The organism is Lysinibacillus sp. FSL P4-0201, from assembly GCF_038593425.1.
GTDB classification, from domain to species: Bacteria; Bacillota; Bacilli; order Bacillales_A; family Planococcaceae; genus Lysinibacillus; species Lysinibacillus capsici.
Genome location: NZ_CP151995.1, coordinates 1813462 through 1830613 on the forward strand (window position 1 = coordinate 1813462; position 17152 = coordinate 1830613).

Annotated in this window: 20 protein-coding genes; 17 read left to right on the forward strand and 3 right to left on the reverse strand. The window is 39.5% G+C overall.

The window, feature by feature from the left end; genetic code table 11:
* Nucleotides 1-35: 35 nt before the first annotated feature.
* From MKY76_RS08815 to MKY76_RS08825, 3 genes are read left to right on the forward strand one after another with little or no spacing between them, the layout of a single operon-like run.
* A complete protein-coding gene (locus MKY76_RS08815; RefSeq protein ID WP_016995208.1) occupies nt 36-746 on the forward strand; it encodes a cytochrome c biogenesis protein CcdA in 711 nt (236 codons plus the stop codon).
* A 34-nt stretch (nt 747-780) separates the two neighbouring features.
* On the forward strand, nt 781-1167 hold the full coding sequence (locus MKY76_RS08820) for a response regulator (protein WP_004229473.1): 387 nt from the start codon (nt 781-783) through the stop codon (nt 1165-1167).
* A gap of 25 nt (nt 1168-1192) precedes the next feature.
* Nucleotides 1193-1687: a cytochrome c biogenesis protein CcdC gene (locus MKY76_RS08825; protein WP_004229470.1), complete on the forward strand. Its 495-nt coding sequence runs from the start codon at nt 1193-1195 to the stop codon at nt 1685-1687.
* Between the two features lie 427 nt (nt 1688-2114).
* Here MKY76_RS08825 and MKY76_RS08830 read toward each other — a convergent pair whose 3' ends face one another.
* Nucleotides 2115-2543, reverse strand: a complete 429-nt coding sequence (locus MKY76_RS08830) for a DUF2621 domain-containing protein (RefSeq protein ID WP_004229468.1) — start codon at nt 2541-2543, stop codon at nt 2115-2117.
* Between the two features lie 121 nt (nt 2544-2664).
* Here MKY76_RS08830 and MKY76_RS08835 point away from each other — a divergent pair, with 121 nt between their 5' ends.
* The 7 genes from MKY76_RS08835 to MKY76_RS08865 all read left to right on the forward strand — a co-directional run bounded on the left by MKY76_RS08835 (nt 2665) and on the right by MKY76_RS08865 (nt 6126).
* A complete protein-coding gene (locus MKY76_RS08835) occupies nt 2665-2880 on the forward strand; it encodes a DUF1659 domain-containing protein (protein WP_004229465.1) in 216 nt (71 codons plus the stop codon).
* Between the two features lie 14 nt (nt 2881-2894).
* Entirely contained in the window at nt 2895-3119 is a 225-nt protein-coding gene (locus tag MKY76_RS08840) for a DUF2922 domain-containing protein (protein ID WP_281216653.1), read from the forward strand.
* Between the two features lie 65 nt (nt 3120-3184).
* Nucleotides 3185-3307, forward strand: a complete 123-nt coding sequence (locus tag MKY76_RS08845; RefSeq protein ID WP_004229459.1) for a YvrJ family protein — start codon at nt 3185-3187, stop codon at nt 3305-3307.
* Nucleotides 3308-3411: 104 nt separating this feature from the next.
* A complete protein-coding gene (locus MKY76_RS08850) occupies nt 3412-4020 on the forward strand; it encodes an SCO family protein (protein ID WP_048390205.1) in 609 nt (202 codons plus the stop codon).
* A gap of 116 nt (nt 4021-4136) precedes the next feature.
* Nucleotides 4137-4652 carry a sigma-70 family RNA polymerase sigma factor gene (locus MKY76_RS08855; protein WP_342557671.1) on the forward strand — a complete coding sequence of 172 codons (516 nt, stop codon included), beginning with the start codon at nt 4137-4139 and terminating at the stop codon, nt 4650-4652.
* Nucleotides 4645-5526 (forward strand): hypothetical protein, encoded by an 882-nt coding sequence (locus tag MKY76_RS08860; protein WP_342557672.1) that lies wholly within the window; start codon nt 4645-4647, stop codon nt 5524-5526. Before MKY76_RS08855 ends, MKY76_RS08860 begins: the two co-directional genes overlap by 8 nt.
* Before the next feature lie 63 nt (nt 5527-5589).
* Nucleotides 5590-6126, forward strand: coding sequence for a DUF1572 family protein (locus MKY76_RS08865; RefSeq protein WP_342557673.1), 537 nt, complete (start codon nt 5590-5592; stop codon nt 6124-6126).
* 30 nt (nt 6127-6156) lie between these two features.
* On the opposite strand, the gene MKY76_RS08870 is transcribed toward MKY76_RS08865, so the two are convergent.
* Nucleotides 6157-6723, reverse strand: coding sequence for a delta-aminolevulinic acid dehydratase (locus MKY76_RS08870; RefSeq protein ID WP_342557674.1), 567 nt, complete (start codon nt 6721-6723; stop codon nt 6157-6159).
* Between the two features lie 101 nt (nt 6724-6824).
* Between MKY76_RS08870 and MKY76_RS08875 the strand changes: the two genes are divergently transcribed.
* The 3 genes from MKY76_RS08875 to MKY76_RS08885 all read left to right on the forward strand — a co-directional run bounded on the left by MKY76_RS08875 (nt 6825) and on the right by MKY76_RS08885 (nt 11614).
* Complete coding sequence (locus MKY76_RS08875; RefSeq protein WP_342557675.1) at nt 6825-7643, forward strand: hypothetical protein; 819 nt, start codon at nt 6825-6827, stop codon at nt 7641-7643.
* 155 nt (nt 7644-7798) lie between these two features.
* Nucleotides 7799-9478, forward strand: a complete 1680-nt coding sequence (locus tag MKY76_RS08880) for a methyl-accepting chemotaxis protein (protein ID WP_342557676.1) — start codon at nt 7799-7801, stop codon at nt 9476-9478.
* 174 nt (nt 9479-9652) lie between these two features.
* A complete protein-coding gene (locus MKY76_RS08885; protein WP_048390218.1) occupies nt 9653-11614 on the forward strand; it encodes a methyl-accepting chemotaxis protein in 1962 nt (653 codons plus the stop codon).
* Nucleotides 11615-11754: 140 nt separating this feature from the next.
* Here the strand turns inward: MKY76_RS08885 and MKY76_RS08890 are convergent, their stop codons facing one another.
* Nucleotides 11755-13152: an alanine/glycine:cation symporter family protein gene (locus MKY76_RS08890; RefSeq protein ID WP_342557677.1), complete on the reverse strand. Its 1398-nt coding sequence runs from the start codon at nt 13150-13152 to the stop codon at nt 11755-11757.
* A gap of 224 nt (nt 13153-13376) precedes the next feature.
* Between MKY76_RS08890 and MKY76_RS08895 the strand changes: the two genes are divergently transcribed.
* The 4 genes from MKY76_RS08895 (at nt 13377) to MKY76_RS08910 (ending at nt 16939) form a co-directional block, all read left to right on the forward strand.
* Nucleotides 13377-14075: an amino acid racemase gene (locus MKY76_RS08895; protein ID WP_342557678.1), complete on the forward strand. Its 699-nt coding sequence runs from the start codon at nt 13377-13379 to the stop codon at nt 14073-14075.
* A gap of 1 nt (nt 14076) precedes the next feature.
* On the forward strand, nt 14077-15135 hold the full coding sequence (locus MKY76_RS08900; RefSeq protein WP_112117803.1) for a P1 family peptidase: 1059 nt from the start codon (nt 14077-14079) through the stop codon (nt 15133-15135).
* A 485-nt stretch (nt 15136-15620) separates the two neighbouring features.
* Entirely contained in the window at nt 15621-16148 is a 528-nt protein-coding gene (locus MKY76_RS08905; protein WP_342557895.1) for a M15 family metallopeptidase, read from the forward strand.
* Nucleotides 16145-16939 (forward strand): M55 family metallopeptidase, encoded by a 795-nt coding sequence (locus tag MKY76_RS08910; RefSeq protein WP_112117805.1) that lies wholly within the window; start codon nt 16145-16147, stop codon nt 16937-16939. Before MKY76_RS08905 ends, MKY76_RS08910 begins: the two co-directional genes overlap by 4 nt.
* Nucleotides 16940-17152: the final 213 nt, after the last annotated feature.

Genomic DNA, 17152 nt, shown 5'->3' on the forward strand with positions numbered 1-17152 from the left:
ATGGATGCAGTAACTGTAAGGAGCGAATAAAAAATATGGGATCTGATATTAACGTATTTTTAGCTTTTGGTGCAGGGTTCTTAAGTTTTATTTCACCATGTACTCTTCCACTATATCCAGCATTTTTATCGTACATAACGGGTATGACATTAGATGAGCTAAAATCAGAAAAAGGTATGCTACAAAAACGTGCCATTTTCCACACACTATTCTTTTTACTAGGCTTTTCCATTATCTTTATCATTATTGGACTAAGTGCTTCATATGCAGCAGAATTCTTCCTAAATTATCAAACATTATTACGACAGGTTGGGGCTATTTTAATCGTCGTATTCGGTTTAATGATTGTGGGATTATTGCAGATAGACTTCTTAATGAAGGATCGAAAGTTCCAATTTAAAAATAGACCATCTGGCTATTTTGGGTCTGTCTTAATTGGTATTGCCTTTGCGGCAGGCTGGACACCATGTACAGGACCAATCCTTGCTTCGATTATCATGTTAGCAAGTACAAACCCAGGTGCGGGCTTTAGCTATATGTTTGCGTATTATTTAGGATTCGCCATTCCATTCTTCGTGCTATCTTTCTTCATTTCACGAATGACTTGGATTCGTACACACAGCCAGAAAATTGTAAAAATCGGCGGTTACATCATGATTGCCGTTGGGATTTTATTATTTTTTGATGGCTTAACGTATATTACACGCGTTTTACAGCCTATTTTCGGTGGATTTACAGGGTTTTAATTTGTTAAACTAAAGAGGCATACCGAACTTTAACGTGGAGGGAGATGAACATGTGCCTACAGTTTTAGTAGTAGATGATACGCTATTTATGCGTGTTGCAATCAGTAATATGTTTACAGAATGGGGCTATGAGGTAGTCGGTAAGGCAGTAAATGGTAAGGAAGCTGTGGCGATGTATCGTGAGTTACAACCAGATTTAGTCACAATGGATGTAACGATGCCCGTTATGACAGGTATTGCAGCCGTAAAAAAAATCATCCCAGAATTTCCAGATGCAAAAATCATTATGGTAACAGCATTAGGGCAGCAAAAATTAATCGTAGAAGCGATTGAGAGTGGGGCAAAGGATTTTATTACAAAGCCTTTCGAGCCAGAACGATTAAAGGCTGTTGCTGATCAATTACTTGGACAAAATTGTTAATTAGACATTAGAGGAGGATTTTTTTATGTTAAGCAGCATCCCTTCTCACTATTATGTTATAGGGTCGACCATTATGGCCATTCTTATGGGGAGCTTTGTGATGGTCATACGAATGAGAGCTTCCAAAATGCCGACAAATGAGAAGAAAATTATTATTCCACCAATAGCGATGTCCTCAGGTGCACTGATGTTTTTATTCGAGCAATTCCGTGTACCACCGATGCAAATCTTAGAGGCGGCAGCTGTAGGAATGGTATTCTCGACAATATTAATTGCTACTTCTAAATTTGAAGTAAAGGGTCGAGATATTTATTTAAAACGTTCAAAAGCATTCGCTTTTATATTAATCGGATTGTTAATATTCCGAGTGGTGGCGAAAATGATTTTAAGTAGCTCCATCGATGTCGGTGAATTAGCAGGTATGTTCTGGATATTAGCCTTTGCCATGTTAGTACCTTGGCGTATCGCAATGCTTATCCAGTTTAAACGCGTCAAAAAAACAATTCCAAAACTACACTAGTGCTGAAGCTAGTGTAGTTTTTTTATGCATTTAAGCGCTGGAGGAACTGGATAGTCTCATAAAAGTGGCGGATAGAATCTCAAAAGTAGAGGATAGAGCAGCAAAGCATGGATAGAAGTCCAAATAAAGAGGATAAAGCTAGGAAAGTGCAGGATAGGTTCATAAAAGTGGCGGATAAAAACTCAAAAGTAGAGGATAGAGCAGCAAAGCATGGATAGAAGTCCAACTAAAGAGGATAAGGCTAGGAAAGTGCAGGATAGCCTCATAAAAGTGGCGGATAGAACCTCAAAAGTAGAGGATAGAGCAGCAATGCGCGGTTAGAAGTCCAAATAAAGAGGATAGAGCTAGGAAAGTGCAGGATAGCTTCTTAGGACAATAATCCCATAGCTAAGTAAAAACGCTGCACAAATTTTTGTGCAGCATTTACTCATTCGAATAGATGTTCATAGGGGGAGATGTCAATTTGCATTTGCTCTAATTTTTTGCGTAAAAATTTGTGATCGCGTTTTGGTGTTGCTTGGATATAGCCGCGAATAATGAGGTCATTGTTAATGGCAGCTGCTTTTTCTTCTAATGCGAGCTCGCCAATTTTTCCTGCAATTTTTTCCTTCGCCACTTGTCTAAAAAGCTCAGGGACGGGGCTTACGAGTTCATAGAGTAATTCTTTTTCAGCTTGTCCCCACAAGTGAACAGTTTTATCTAAATAATATTCTTGCCAATCTAAATCAGATTTTCCATCCTGCTTTGGGAGTGCCTTTAAAAATTTGCGGAACATGAAGAATCCGCCAATAGCCATCAATGAAATGAGGACGACAACCCAAAATAAAATAAACCATAAAAACCAACCTTGTAACAAATCGTTCACCTCTTTGCCTTCTCTCACTCTATTATAAAAGCTTCCGAAAAAAAATTCATCCTTAATGTCCCTTTTTTAGCAATTCGCCTTTATATAGTGTGCAGAAGGGAGGTGATGCTACATGGCTAATGTTAACTTTGTAAATGCTACACTGCGTCTCAAGTATGTGGATGGCTACGATGAGAACAATGAACCTACGTTCACCACGAAATCGTATCGAAATATTAACAACACACATAGCGCGGACGATTTGTTAGCTGTTGCTTATGCTATTGCTAGTCTTTCATCACAATCACTGGCTGGCATTGCGAAACAGGAAACACACGATTTATCTTAAGGAGGGATCACAGAATGACACAAGTTCTAGAATTGCAATTTGCCACAACTGATGGAAAAACGACAACCCTTTCCATTGATGCACCAAAGCCGAATATCACGGTGACTGACATTCAGCAGGCAATGGCAACGATTATGGCTAAAAATGTTTTTACTGGGCAAGGTGGTGCACTGTCAGCCATCAAGGGAGCTCGTATTGTAGATCGTCAAGTCAAAGAATTTGAAGTAGTAACAGAATAATTCAACAATGGTCTTTGCTACGAGAAGTGCAAAGACCATTTTTAACGTGAGAGAGGAGGAGAAGGATGGAACAGTGGTTGAACATGATATCCGATATCGGTTTTCCGATTTTAGTGTCATTTTATTTATTGCACCGCGTCGAAGTAAAGCTTGATGCGATTCATGCTGCACTCGTTTCATTAAAATGAAATGGATTTCACAAAGATGTACGAAAGCTGTCACTTAGAAGTTCTTGTCAACGCTTACAACCTACGTTAGGATGGGGATAGTGTAGGTTAGGGAGAGTGTTGACATGAAACGTAAAATAATAGGGCTAGTGCTGCTGTTAGCCTGTGCATCTGTGCTAGGCGCATGTGGAAACTCAAAATTTAAAGCAGATTATAGTCTAGAAATACCCGATTTTGAACATGTTAATCAACGTGGTGAAACGGTTTCGCTTGAAAGCTTAAAAGGTAAGCCTTGGATTGGTATGTATATTTTCACAAACTGTGTGTCCATCTGCCCGCCCATGTCATTAAACATGGCACAAGTCCAAGAAAAGCTTCAGAAAAAAGGAGTAGAGGACTATAACATCGTTGCCTTTTCAGTAGATCCAGATGTTGATCAACCAGATGTGTTAGCGGATTATCTTAGTAAATACAATGTTCCAGATGAATCTAAATGGAACCTTCTTACAGGGTATTCACAGAAATATATCGAACAATTTGCGGTGAAAAATACAAAGATTTTAGTGAAAAACGACCCTAACAGTGACCAAGTCATTCATGGCAATCAATTTTTCTTAGTCGATAAAGATGGTGTCCTCGTCAAAATGTATAATGGTTATGCTGAAAACATTGAAGATGTACCGATTGATACGATAGCTTCTGATATCGAAACATATATTGATGAAAATTTATAAAGTAACAGTAAACCGTCTCAAATGGTTGAGGCGGTTTTTTTTATGTATTTTTCTATCTGGAAAAATAATCTTTTTCTGGTTGTGAGTCGTTTATAGTGTAGAAGGAGGATGATGGCGTGTCTGATCATGAAAATTTCGAGCAGTTAATGGCTATACATACGGAGCAATTGTTTCGAATTGCTTATTACTATACAAAGGATTTACAAATAGCCGAGGATATTGTACAGGATGTGTTTATTAAGTTCTATCATCAAAAACAATATGAGGAACGAGGAGAGATGAAGGCATACTTAGCTCGCATGACAATCAATAAATGCAAAGATTATTTAAAAAGCTGGGCATACAGAAAAATAACATTTCAGCATAAACTTTTTACCAAACAAAACTCAACATTGCCGGACACACTGATTCGTCAAGATGAACAAGCGCTGTTAGATGATGCCATTTTAAGCTTACCTCTCAAACCACGAGAAGCAATTGTCTATTTTTACTTGGAGGAGATGACGATTAAAGAGATTGCGGAGCTACTTGCGATTCCTGAAGGTACTGTGAAATCACGTTTAAAGAAAGGAAAGGAGCTATTAAAAATAGAGTTACAACATATTGAATGGGAGGTGCTTTTCCATGGATAAGCATACAATGCAGGTACTACAAGATGTTTCAGCACATAAGGAAGCCATTATTCATAAGGTTCGACAACAAATTCAGCAAGAGCCTGTTATGCCCAAGCCAAGATGGACATATCGTGCCGTTACGATAATGATTACCTGCTCTATTTTATTATTCATTGCCTGGCAAGCTGCAAAACCGATGGGCGAGTTGGCTACACAGGATGAAGGAGAAACACCTACATTCACGGATTTATTTCAAACAGAAGTGGAGGGAAAAGCCACAGCATACAGTAATTTTCTTCCACTTGCTAATTATTTAAGTCAGGCAAAAAATATCCAATATTTTGCACCACTTCAAGGTTTAGAGGCGATGCAATCAGTAGCAACATCACTGGAGGATGTCGTTCATCTCACTGATCCTGAAAATTTACCATTTCAACCAAATATACATGAGGTCTATGCAATTTCAGCAAAAATGGAGGATGGTAGCCAACAAACGCAATTTCAATTTAGCTATAAAGAAAAATCCTCCACTGGGGTGGATTTACAATTTATTAATTTTACCGTGACAAATGTAAAGTATAATCCCTTAGCGAGCTATGTGAAGTCGAAAAATATGGAAGAAACTTTAGGGATGAAAGTCTCAAATATAGGCTTAAATTTTATGAATCCCCTGTTTTATCGGGAGATGTCACCAGAACGAGGTTATGTATATACTTATTATAATTATGATGAGACGGATAAGCGAATCTTTCAAATGACTACTAGAGCCAATGAGTTTTATTCTTACTATAACGGCTATGTCTATCATATCGGGTATCAACTTGATGGAGAACCACAGGAGGTTCAAGAAAAAATGGCGATCCTTGCAAGAGATTTTATTCTTGGCGAATAAGTCATGAGACATTTCAATTGAGCTATAATAGAATGATAGAAAAGAGGGGATGGAGGTTCGACTATGACAATTGCACAAACCTATTTACAAGTTGTTCAGAAAAGATTTCAAAGTGTGAAAGAGCTAGGGGATAAAACACTTGCCCAAATGGAAGAGGCACAATTGCACTGGGCATACAATGAAGAATCCAATAGTATTGCAGTGATTGTAAAGCATATAAGTGGAAATATGGTTTCCCGCTGGACAGATTTTTTAACGACAGATGGAGAAAAGCCAACGAGAAATCGAGATGATGAGTTTGAGGATAGTCTTCACACCAAAGAAGCAATCATCTCAGCTTGGGACAAGGGGTGGCAAGTGTTTTTAGAGGCCTTGGCGAGTTTAACAGAATCCGATTTACAGGGACATGTCACGATTAGAGGGGAGCGGCTAGCAGTCATTGATGCTATTGAAAGACAAATGGCACACTATGCACAGCACGTCGGTCAAATCATTTATATCGCCAAACAGGTAAAGGGCTCTGATTGGCAAACACTCAGTATTCCTAAAGGACAGTCACAAGCTTTTACTGAAGCCATGCTAGATAAACATCAACGCTAAAGAAGAAAGATCGTAGCCAAGTAGTAGGTGCTACGATCTTTTTTCTGCTAAATAGAGCTTGTAAAAGGCTGTTTCTAGGTCGGTCGCTTGAGCGAGTTCAAATGCCTCCTGCTGACTTCTATGATTTGTGATTATCTCATAGAAAAAGTGAATTAGAAACATGAGATTAGCATTACCCTCAATATAATCATCAGGAGCTAGGTAGGAATGACAGCCACTCTCTAAAAAGGCTGTCGCTAGCTGCTGCCAGCCTAATGTACAGCCTGCCGCAATGACCTTGACACCCTGTAGCTGACAATAGGTTAAGACATCTTGAGGGTCAAAATAGATACTCCTTGGTTCATTTTCTTCATATACCTCTTCTCCTAGCTCAGGCAGACAAAATCGCCCCTCATCGCCGTGAAAGTTTAATAGCAAATAATCCATTTTGTGAGGAAGATCATTTCCAGATAAAATATCAATTAAATCATTTGGTCTGCCAATTAAATCGAGTGTCACTCCTGCACCAAAAGATTCCAGTGCTGCTCGAATGGCCATGGATTCAAAATCACAGTCAGGACCAACTACTAAATGTACGTATAATTCTGGTCTACTCATACATCATCACCTCTATTTAAGTATAGCTGAAACTTATTAGAGTAGTAAATCGTATATGACAATAATTACTATAAATGTAAAGTGGTAAAGGAGGTGATAAAGTGTACAAGATTGGTTATATTCATACACTTATTCTGGGCATTGTTCTAAGTATAAGCACACTACTACTCTTCATTTACAATGAAAGGCAGCGGGAGGAGCTAGTGCCGCTGCATACTCCCATTCAATCAATTAAAGAGGCTTGGTATTTGTCTGGAAGTAATGGCAAAGAGCAATATTTATATCCATTAAAGCAAGTATTCTACGTCGACCGCTATGAGGTGAAAGATACAGATCGCCTTCAGCAAGTTTTACAAACTAAAAAGGACCTTAGCAGTCGACCAGCAGACCATGAAGCAGTAAGTGATTTATACATACACTTCCATAATGGCAAGGAAACGGCCTTGAAAGTAATAGTCGAGGATGAACGATTCTTCCTAATGGATCAAAAAACAGGATTGTATTATGTACTGCAAGCACAAGAAGCTGAGGATTATTTTCATTTGTTAAATGAGAAAAGCAAAATGTCGTGGCTATTATTTATTGTTTATACAATTTTATTTTTTGGTCTTGTCTATATGCTTGTAAAGAAACTAATAGCCGCTAAATCCACAGAGAAAGAAAGCATTCCCTCCGATACGAGGGAAAAAAGATCACTAGCAGATTCTATTTATCCAGCCATCCTGCCCTTGGTCATCACATTCTCTATGCAGATTTATGGGGCTCAACATAGCTTACTATTACTGAGTGCGATGATGCTAACTTCAGGCATTCGAGAGTTTTTAGAAAAAAGAGGTCATTTTCTGAAAATGCTCCTACTTCTTCCGCTCTTTTGGTGTTATCTCTATGGTTTCCAAATGATTACTTCCTATTTCAACTAGTAAAATAGTGGATATTATTGTCAATAGATTAGATGCGAAATTCTCATTATTGTTAAATTTTAGCGATAGTTTAGGAGGAGGAGCATAGATTTTATAGGCTAATAGGTTTAGGTAGGCTATACTCAAGTGGATTATAGAAGAATAGAGGGAATCATATGAGACTAACTGTGGAACGGAAATTGCAATTTGCTTTTGGTATTGTCCTCATCTTTTTACTGCTTATATCAGGGATTGCTATGTACTACTTGAATAATAATAATCAGACATTAGCAGAAATCGAAGACAATACGGAATTAATCCATTTATATCAAGATATCTCGTTCCAAACCGTACGAGCGAATGCGGCTATTCGTGGGTATATGTTATATGGCAAGGAAGAAATGCTCAACAATCATCATGAAATCCGAAATACCTTACATACGTCGATTAATCGACTTCAAGAAGTAGGCGATAGTAATCAAGATTTTGATCAATTTTTATCGCAGCTTGACGACTGGGAAAAGGCTATAGATGGGCAGATTGTGCCTCTTTATCAGCGAGGGGATCATCAGCAAGCACAACAAATGGCTTTACCGATTTTAGGTGAGGGCTCTCAGAAATTGGTTGTCTTTGGAAAAACGATGGCAACAGCTCAGCAAGAAGATATGCAGGCTCATATTGAGGCTACCAAGCAAAAAGGAGAAAGAAGTGGCCTGGAAATTATGATTCTAGTGGCTATTTCTCTACTTATAAGCATTATCATTGCAACACTATTTGGTAGACGAATCGCAAAAAATATTCAACAAACAGTAGTTGAAATGGATAAGTTTTCGGAAGGGAATTTGCATACGCATTTACAATTTAAAACCAAGGATGAGTTTGCGCACTTAGCCGATTCCTTCAATAGTATGTCAGAAAAGCTTCGACTGATGATGAAACAAGTCGGAAACTCCTCTGAGCAAGTTGCCGCAACATCCGAACAGCTAACAGCAAGTAGCATGGAGGTTACACAGGCGACAGAGGTGGTAACAGAATCTATTCATGATATTGCACAAGGTATTGATCAGCAGGATACATTAACAAGTGATGTACGAAATTTATCTGCCCATATCTTGAAGAAAATAAATGATATTTCTACAAGCATACAAAGCGTGAATCAAGCAACAGTCAACACGAAAAATATGGCACAAACAGGTCGTTCTTCGGTACATGATGTTACAGCGCAAATGAATGAAATCTCTACTAACACAAGTGAGCTAAATACACGTGTGCAAGATTTAGATGACAATACAGCGGCGATTGTATCAGCAGTAAATGTCATTAAGAGTATAGCGACACAGACCAATTTACTAGCAATCAATGCCTCTATTGAAGCCGCAAGGAGCGGGGAGCATGGGAAAGGCTTTGCAGTAGTGGCAGAGGAAGTCCGCAAGCTAGCAGATGAGTCAAATCTTGCTGCAGTCGATATTGAAAAAGTAGTGGCCCAAATTACAGATAGCACGAGGATTATCGAGGAAGATATGGTTAATAGTAATGATTCTGTCCATGTAGGTCGTGAAAAGGTTAATGTGGCAAGGGATAACTTTATACAAATAGATGATGCCATTAATGATGTTCAAGCACAGACCGAGCTAGTAACGGCAGCCATTCAAGCAATTCATCAAGATATTGAAAAGTTAGTGCAGGAAATGGACTATATGAGTGAAGTGTCGATAAAATCAAGCCATCATGTGCAAAGTGTTGCAGCCTCTTCAGAGGAACAAAATGCAGCTATGGAGGAGGTAGCAGCAGCCTCTACCCATCTAGCAAAGATGGCAATAGACCTGCAAGAATCCATTCAATCGTTTAAATACTAAATTCAATTGACCCCTGTCTAGTTACAGGGGTTTTATTTGTCGGTAAAGCCTGAATAATATGAAAATCGTAAAAATGTTAGAAAAAATTTTTTTCGTCCGATAAAAGCTTTGGGAGAAATGTTAAGCAGATAAAGAGAGGGAGAGGTTTAGAAAAAATCAAAAGGAGATTGATATATGAAGAAACTATTTAGCAGTTTTAAGGGCAAGCTTTATACGCTATTCGCGCTAGTATTACTTATCCCTGTCATATCTGTTGGGAGTTTGTCTTATTTATCTGCAAAAGACTCGATTGAAGAAGAAATTTTATTTAGTGCCAATGAAAGTGTAGGCATTTTAAATAAGCTCATCGACAAAACGATTAGTGAGAAAATGAGTGACATCAATGTATTTAGTAGTGAAATAGATGCGCGTCAATATGAAGAAGCACAAGCTTCGATTGTGGCTAAATTTCAGCAATATACAAAGCTTAATGCAGATGTATTGAGTGTTTATATTGGCATGAATGACGGTCGATTTACACAGGAGCCAAAATTGAATGGTGCAGACTATAATCCATTAGATCGAGATTGGTATAAAGAGGCGACAGCTTTAAAAGGTGAAACCTTAATCACCAACCCTTACAAGGATGCGGGGACGGGTGATATGGTGGTAACAGTTGCTAAGCAGACGAAGGATCATGCTGGAGTTGTGGCAATCGATATTAAATTAACCGATCTTCAAAAAATTGCTGATTCAATTCGAATCGGAAAAAATGGGTATCCTTCAATTTTTGGAGAAGACAAGATGGTCATTTCACATCCTACACTTGAAGCGGGAGGGGAGCTGAAAGAAAGTTTCCTTGATAAAATGTACGAAAGTCCATCAGGTACTTATGAATATGTCTTTAATGGTGATGATCGTCTATTATTCTATACGACAAATGAACTGACAAATTGGAAAATAACAGGAACGATTTTTGCTGAAGAAATTGATGAGTCTGCTTCCTCGATTTTATACCATACGATTCTAGTCCTCATAGCAGCAATTATCATCAGTTCCATCATTTTTTATTTTGTAATGAGGGCTGTCATTAAACCAATTAAAGCCTTAAAGGATAGTGCGGTTACGATCAGCAAAGGGGATCTCACGGAAATGGTAACGATTACGTCAAAAGATGAGATTGGCCAATTAGGACAAGCCTTTAATGATATGCAAGAAAGCTTACGGACACTAATACAAAAAATTGAACAAAATGCAGAGGAGGTTGCTTCTTCAGCAGAAGAGCTAACTGCCAATGCCAATCAGACAAGCATTGCAACAGAAAAAGTGGCGATTTCCATTCAGGATGTTGCAACAAGTGCTGATTCTCAAACGATTAGTGCCAATAAAAATGCAGCTTCTTTACATGAGCTTTCTACTGCCATTCTGCATATTGCTGAAATCTCCTCCGCTGTGACGGACCTTTCGCAGCATGCGACATTACAGGCGGATGAAGGCGGACAAGCTGTTCAAAATACAAAGAATCAAATGCAATCCATTCATTTATCCGTAGCAGACTCCAATGCGAAAATCCAGACATTGCATGAACGCTCTCAGCAAATTACATCCATTTTAGATGTGATTACAAGCATTGCAGATCAAACAAATTTACTAGCTTTAAATGCAGCTATCGAAGCAGCGAGAGCAGGAGAGCATGGGAAAGGCTTTGCAGTCGTAGCAGACGAAGTGCGTAAGCTTGCAGAGCAATCACAGGAATCAGCTAAACAAATATTTGAGCTTATCCGAGGGATTCAGCAAGAAACGGAGCAATCTGTCAGTATTATGGCGAAGGTTACAGAGGATGTGCAAAGTGGATTGCATATTTCCGATGAAGCCATTGCAAAATTCCAAGTCATTATGACAAGTATGAATGAGATTACCCCTAAAATGGAGGAGGTCTCCTCAGCCTCTGAACAGATGTCTGCAGGTGTTCAAGAGGTAGCGGCAGTAACAGAAGATTTGGCATTCTCCGCGAAAGGCAATGCAGCGGCGTCTGAGGATGTAGCGGCATCAACAGAGGAGCAATTAGCCTCAATGGAGGAAATCAATGCCTCTGCGCAAGCACTCGCACATATGGCGGATGAATTAAAGCTACTGATTAGTCAGTTTAAATATTAAAGCACAACGCCACTCCAAAATTTTGGGGTGGCGTTAAGTGTTGATTACTAGTAGAGCAAAGTAACCGTTTTTTATAAAATTACCATTTATTTAAATATCGAAAAAACGCCACTCTAATTTTAGAAGTGGCGTTCAGTATTTTATCGATCTTCTTCTTCCCAACAGTCTGTATTTTTTAAGGTTGGGATTGATTTTGCATAGAAGACAGGATTTTTTCCTGCTCTACGTTGCTCAGTAAAGTCGTCTAGCACAAGGAAGGCAATTTTACCGAGCATCATAATGATGGCGATATTGATAAGTGCCATCAGCCCCATAAAGAGGTCAGCGAGATTCCATACAAGCTGTACCTGTGCGATGGAGCCGAACATGACCATAACTAACACTAAAATTCGATAGCAAAACATCCAAGCTTTATGGGCATCCATAAATTCAATATTGGATTCACCATAATAATAATTACCAATAATCGAACTAAAAGCGAAGAAAATGATGGAGATGGCAATAAAATAAGGAGCCCAATCACCAACATGAACAGCTAAAGAATTTTGCGTCAAAATAATACCATCACTCTCACCTTTATCATATAAGCCCGCTAAAATAATGATAAAGGCAGTGGCTGTACAAATCATAATCGTATCAAAAAAGACACCTAAGCTTTGTACAAGTCCTTGCTTAGCAGGATGCGAAGTATTAGCAGTCGCAGCAGCATTCGGTACACTTCCCATCCCTGCTTCATTGGAAAATAAACCGCGACGTACGCCCTGCATGATTGCTGCCCCAATTGCGCCACCAGCAGCTTCCTGTAGGCCAAATGCATGAGTGAAAATTAATGAAAAAACATGTGGGATTTCCGATAAATTAGTCACCACTACAAAAAGAGCTACAAGTAAATAGAAGATGGCCATAACTGGAACAAGAACTTGTGTCACCTTTACAATTCGATGGACACCACCAAAAATAATTAATCCAGTTAAAATGACAAGTATAGCCCCGATTATCTTTGGATTTACATCGAAGGCTTCGCCGACTGAAGTGGCAATTGTGTTGGATTGCACAGCATTAAAAATAAAGCCAAAGCTTAATGTTAATAGAATACTAAAAATAATGCCAAGCTTTCGCTGACCTAATGTTTTCTCCATATAGTAGGCGGGCCCACCACGGAATGTATCGCCATCCTTCACTTTATAGACCTGTGCTAAGGTACTTTCAATGAAGGCAGTGGCCATCCCTAAAATCGCGATTATCCACATCCAAAATACTGCACCAGGACCGCCTACACCAATGGCTAAGGCTACCCCTGTAATATTTCCTGTGCCGACACGTGAAGCAGCACTAATGGTAAAGGCTTGGAACGGAGAAACCCCCGAATCGCCCTCTCTTTTTTCTACAATTAAACGAAACATTTCTGGAAAAAGACGAATTTGTACAAACTTCGTACCGAATGAAAAATATAGTCCTGCTGCTAAAAGTAAGATAATGAGGATATATGTCCATAAAATATTATTTCCACTGTCAACTATTGTTGAGATCCATTCCATAAGTTGTCCTCCTTTCACAATACGCTTTAGTCTACACTGTTTTTTTATTAAAAATCAACTTTTCTAAAATAATGAATTATACTAAAATTTTGATATTTATAATTTATTAATTGAGAAAACTCATTTTATCTACTATTTTCCAATCCTTATATATTATTTTTGGAAAATTCTCTTATTTTTGTGTGAGGGAGGCGTATAATAATAGAAAAAGGAGTGATGTAGACATGAAAACAATCGGCTTAATCGGTGGGATGAGCTGGGAGTCATCTGCTGAATATTACAGACTTATCAATGAACAGGTTAAACATAGGCTAGGGGGCCTACACTCTGCGAAATCTATTTTGTATAGTGTAGATTTCCAGCAAATTGAGCATTTTCAAGCTAGCGGGGAGTGGGACAAAGCAGGTGAGGTTCTAGCTCAAGCTGCACAAGCACTTGAGCGGGCAGGCGCAGACCTAGTCATCATTTGTACCAATACAATGCATAAGGTCATTGATGTTATCGAGTCTGCTATAACCATCCCTATTTTACATATTGCGGATGCCACAGCTAAGCAAATCAAAGAAGCGGGGTTACAGAAAATAGCGCTTCTTGGCACAAAGTACACAATGGAGCAAGCGTTTTATAAGGCAAGGGTAGAAAGCTTTGCCATAGAGGTGATTGTGCCTGACAGCAACGACCGAATGGAAGTAAACCGAATTATTTACGATGAATTGTGTCTTGGTACCATTGTACCAGCATCTAAAACGTACTATAGCCAAGTGATCGAGGAGCTTGTACATGCGGGGGCGCAAGGGGTAATTTTGGGCTGTACGGAAATAGGCTTACTGATTCAGCAGGAGGATGTCAGCATTCCCGTGTTTGATACAACGGCTATCCATGCACAGGCTGCTGTGTTAATGGCGATTCAGGAGGATGCATAATATGCAGGGAAAAGTAAGACAATTGGGTATTGAAATTGGTGTGTTACCAGTTGGTCAGAAAAACTGCATCACCGATGTAGAAGGAGTTCAAGTGGGGCATGTGACATTGGATGAGCCATTAGATCAGAATGGGGCCTATGCGTGTACAGGCGTTACAGCTATTTTACCGCATGGAGGCAATGTATTTCAGCAAAAGGTAACAGCGGCAAGCTATGTACTAAATGGCTTTGGGAAAACAACGGGACTTGTGCAAGTGAATGAACTAGGTGTACTGGAATCGCCCATTATGTTAACCAATACTTTTGGCGTACCCGCTGTGACACAAGGTACATTAAGCTATATGCTTGATAGGAATGAAGACATTGGACTGACAACAGGAACCATTAATCTCGTTGTGGGCGAGTGTAATGATAGTTATCTTAATTCGATTCGAGCTTGTCCAGTGACACCTGCGCATGCCATAGAAGCCATTCGTCAAGCCTCTACAAAGACGGCACAGGAAGGCGCTGTTGGTGCAGGAAAAGGGATGATGTGTTTCGGCTACAAAGGAGGAATTGGTTCTTCCTCTCGCATCGTCAAAGTAGAATCAAATGAAGTGAACTATACAGTAGGCTGCCTAGTTCTTAGTAACTTTGGACAAGACAGGGAGTTTTTAGCTGAGCATTACAAAGTCTCAACTATGCAAAACCAATCTACTCTATCACAAACGGATGGCTCCATTATCATTGTCCTTGCGACAGATGCCCCGCTAAGTAGTCGACAATTAACACGTGTCATTAAACGCTGTGGTATCGGTTTAGGACGGACAGGCAGTCATTTTTCACATGGTAGTGGCGATATTGTAATTGGCTTCACGACGGCACATTGTATTCCTCATACCGCTGATCAGCTTATTGAGACTAGAACTCAGCTTCGTGAGGATCATCCCATCATGAATCAACTGTTTACAGCCGCAGCGGAAGCGACAGAGGAAGCAATACTAAATTCGTTATCTCAAGCTAAGACAACAACTGGCCGCAATGGTCATACAGTGCAAGCTTATTCCTTTCAACAGGCATAAAAGAAAAGGCTATTGAAACAGCAATTGTGTTTCAATGGCTTTTTTTGAGAACAGGTTTCGTTAATTTTTTAGCATGAGCGAGCTATAAGATGAATAAAATCCTTAATTAGAGGATATAAGTGGTTTTTCGACCCGTCAATTGCTGAAATATGTATCATTGTAAGAATATATCCATTATTTTGTAATTATTCTTTTTTTATCTAGTCAATGGTAGAGAGATATGATAACATTCAACTTAAAAAACTGAATTATCTAACTATTTAAAGGAGGGTTCCATTATTATAAACCTTTTTCAACCGATAGCACCCTCTCTAAATGGAAGCCCCTCGCCATCACCAGTTGTCTGTGAAAACAATGAGCCGCTTATCCAGCTTACAGGTGCTCATCCTAGGATATTTATGGAACCCATCTACTATCAGCAACAGATTTCTAATAGTTTACGAGTTATTCATGTAAGAGAAGGAGTCTATGAGCGTTTGCAACAGGTGTTAACATTATTACCTCAAGAGTATTGCTTATTACTTTATGATGGCTATCGCCCATTTCAAGTACAGCAGCATTTGTTTAGCCATTTTTCTCAGCAATTAGCAAAAAGGATGCCGCAGTTAACATCACAAGAGATTGTGCAGGCGACCAAAAAATATGTAGCATTTCCAAGTAAAGATGCAGCCCATTTAGCCCCCCATTTAACAGGGGGTGCCATCGATGTAACACTGGCTGATGTTCATGGTAAAGCCCTCGATCTTGGGACAGCGTTTGATGAAATGAATGGAAAATCCGCGACCCGTTATTTTGAACAACATACGCATGAAAATCCGCTTGCCTGTCAGTACCGACGTTTGCTGTATAACTGTATGACACTTGCTGGATTTACGAACTATGCGGAGGAATGGTGGCATTATGATTATGGCAATGTGGCATGGGCTAGACGTGTTCAAGCACAGGCAGCGCATTACGGAGCAGTACACGCAACAATTCAAAATCACCATGTAAAGGAGTTTCGATTTCTATGAAAGTTTATATTAGTGCAGATATTGAAGGGATTACAGGTACAACTTCGTGGAGTGAGACCGAGTTAAACGCACCTGACTATCAGTTTTTCCAAAGACAAATGACACGTGAAGTAGAAGCTGCCATTGAAGGAGCGATAGCGGGGGGCGCAACCGAAATTTTAGTAAAGGACGCACATGATTCAGCCCGCAATCTAGACATTTCCAATTTACCAATCAACTGTAAAGTTATCCGTGGCTGGACATACGACCCTATGTGTATGGTAGCGGGTCTCGATAAAAGCTTCGATCGTGCTATTTTTATCGGCTATCACAGCAAGGGTGGCAGTGAGCGTAACCCACTAGCCCATACACTTTGCACATACGCGGATGTCAAAATCAATGGCGAATATGCGAGTGAATTTCTGATCAATACGTATGCAGCAGCCTTACACGGTGTTCCTGTGTCCTTTGTGAGTGGGGATGTGGGGTTAACAGAAGAGATTCAGGCCGTAAACGAACACATTGTCACATTTGCTACTAAGGAAGGAATCGGCAATGCGACGATTAGTGTCAGTCCACAACTAACTATCATGGAAACCAAGCGACTGGTAGAGTCTTCTATGAAGGTTCCTCGTACCGCATTACAGGTAACGTTGCCAGAACACTTTAGGGTAGAGCTTATTTATCGTGATCATACACGAGCCTATCGTAATTCATTTTATCCAAATGCCAAATTCAAACCGCATAATACCGTGGAGTTCATGACCCATGATTTTTATGAGGTGCTGCGTGTCCTGCAATTTTTAACATGATGGAAAGGTTTAGTGGGAGCTTTTACATCAAGTGAGGATTCTAATTCATGAAAGGTGAGAAGTGATCAAAAAAGTGGTGGACCCGCTCAAAAAGCAGTGGGACACGCTGTCTGAGTGGTTTGATAGTTGATAGAACCGACAATTTAATCTCATAACTGTGACAATGAGTATGTACCGTTGTTCATTTCATCGATAGATGGTCAATTTAGACAG

Excerpts from the sequence above, each read along its gene's own strand:
- MKY76_RS08885 (WP_048390218.1), top strand. The coding sequence starts at position 9,653 with ATGAAGAAACTATTTAGCAGTTTTAAGGGCAAGCTTTATACGCTATTC.
- MKY76_RS08815 (WP_016995208.1), top strand. The coding sequence starts at position 36 with ATGGGATCTGATATTAACGTATTTTTAGCTTTTGGTGCAGGGTTCTTA.
- MKY76_RS08825 (WP_004229470.1), top strand. The coding sequence starts at position 1,193 with ATGTTAAGCAGCATCCCTTCTCACTATTATGTTATAGGGTCGACCATT.
- MKY76_RS08840 (WP_281216653.1), top strand. The coding sequence starts at position 2,895 with ATGACACAAGTTCTAGAATTGCAATTTGCCACAACTGATGGAAAAACG.
- MKY76_RS08900 (WP_112117803.1), top strand. The coding sequence starts at position 14,077 with ATGCAGGGAAAAGTAAGACAATTGGGTATTGAAATTGGTGTGTTACCA.
- MKY76_RS08890 (WP_342557677.1), bottom strand. The coding sequence starts at position 13,152 with ATGGAATGGATCTCAACAATAGTTGACAGTGGAAATAATATTTTATGG.
- MKY76_RS08870 (WP_342557674.1), bottom strand. The coding sequence starts at position 6,723 with ATGAGTAGACCAGAATTATACGTACATTTAGTAGTTGGTCCTGACTGT.
- MKY76_RS08835 (WP_004229465.1), top strand. The coding sequence starts at position 2,665 with ATGGCTAATGTTAACTTTGTAAATGCTACACTGCGTCTCAAGTATGTG.
- MKY76_RS08865 (WP_342557673.1), top strand. The coding sequence starts at position 5,590 with ATGACAATTGCACAAACCTATTTACAAGTTGTTCAGAAAAGATTTCAA.
- MKY76_RS08880 (WP_342557676.1), top strand. The coding sequence starts at position 7,799 with ATGAGACTAACTGTGGAACGGAAATTGCAATTTGCTTTTGGTATTGTC.
- MKY76_RS08910 (WP_112117805.1), top strand. The coding sequence starts at position 16,145 with ATGAAAGTTTATATTAGTGCAGATATTGAAGGGATTACAGGTACAACT.
- MKY76_RS08860 (WP_342557672.1), top strand. The coding sequence starts at position 4,645 with ATGGATAAGCATACAATGCAGGTACTACAAGATGTTTCAGCACATAAG.
- MKY76_RS08845 (WP_004229459.1), top strand. The coding sequence starts at position 3,185 with ATGGAACAGTGGTTGAACATGATATCCGATATCGGTTTTCCGATTTTA.
- MKY76_RS08895 (WP_342557678.1), top strand. The coding sequence starts at position 13,377 with ATGAAAACAATCGGCTTAATCGGTGGGATGAGCTGGGAGTCATCTGCT.
- MKY76_RS08850 (WP_048390205.1), top strand. The coding sequence starts at position 3,412 with ATGAAACGTAAAATAATAGGGCTAGTGCTGCTGTTAGCCTGTGCATCT.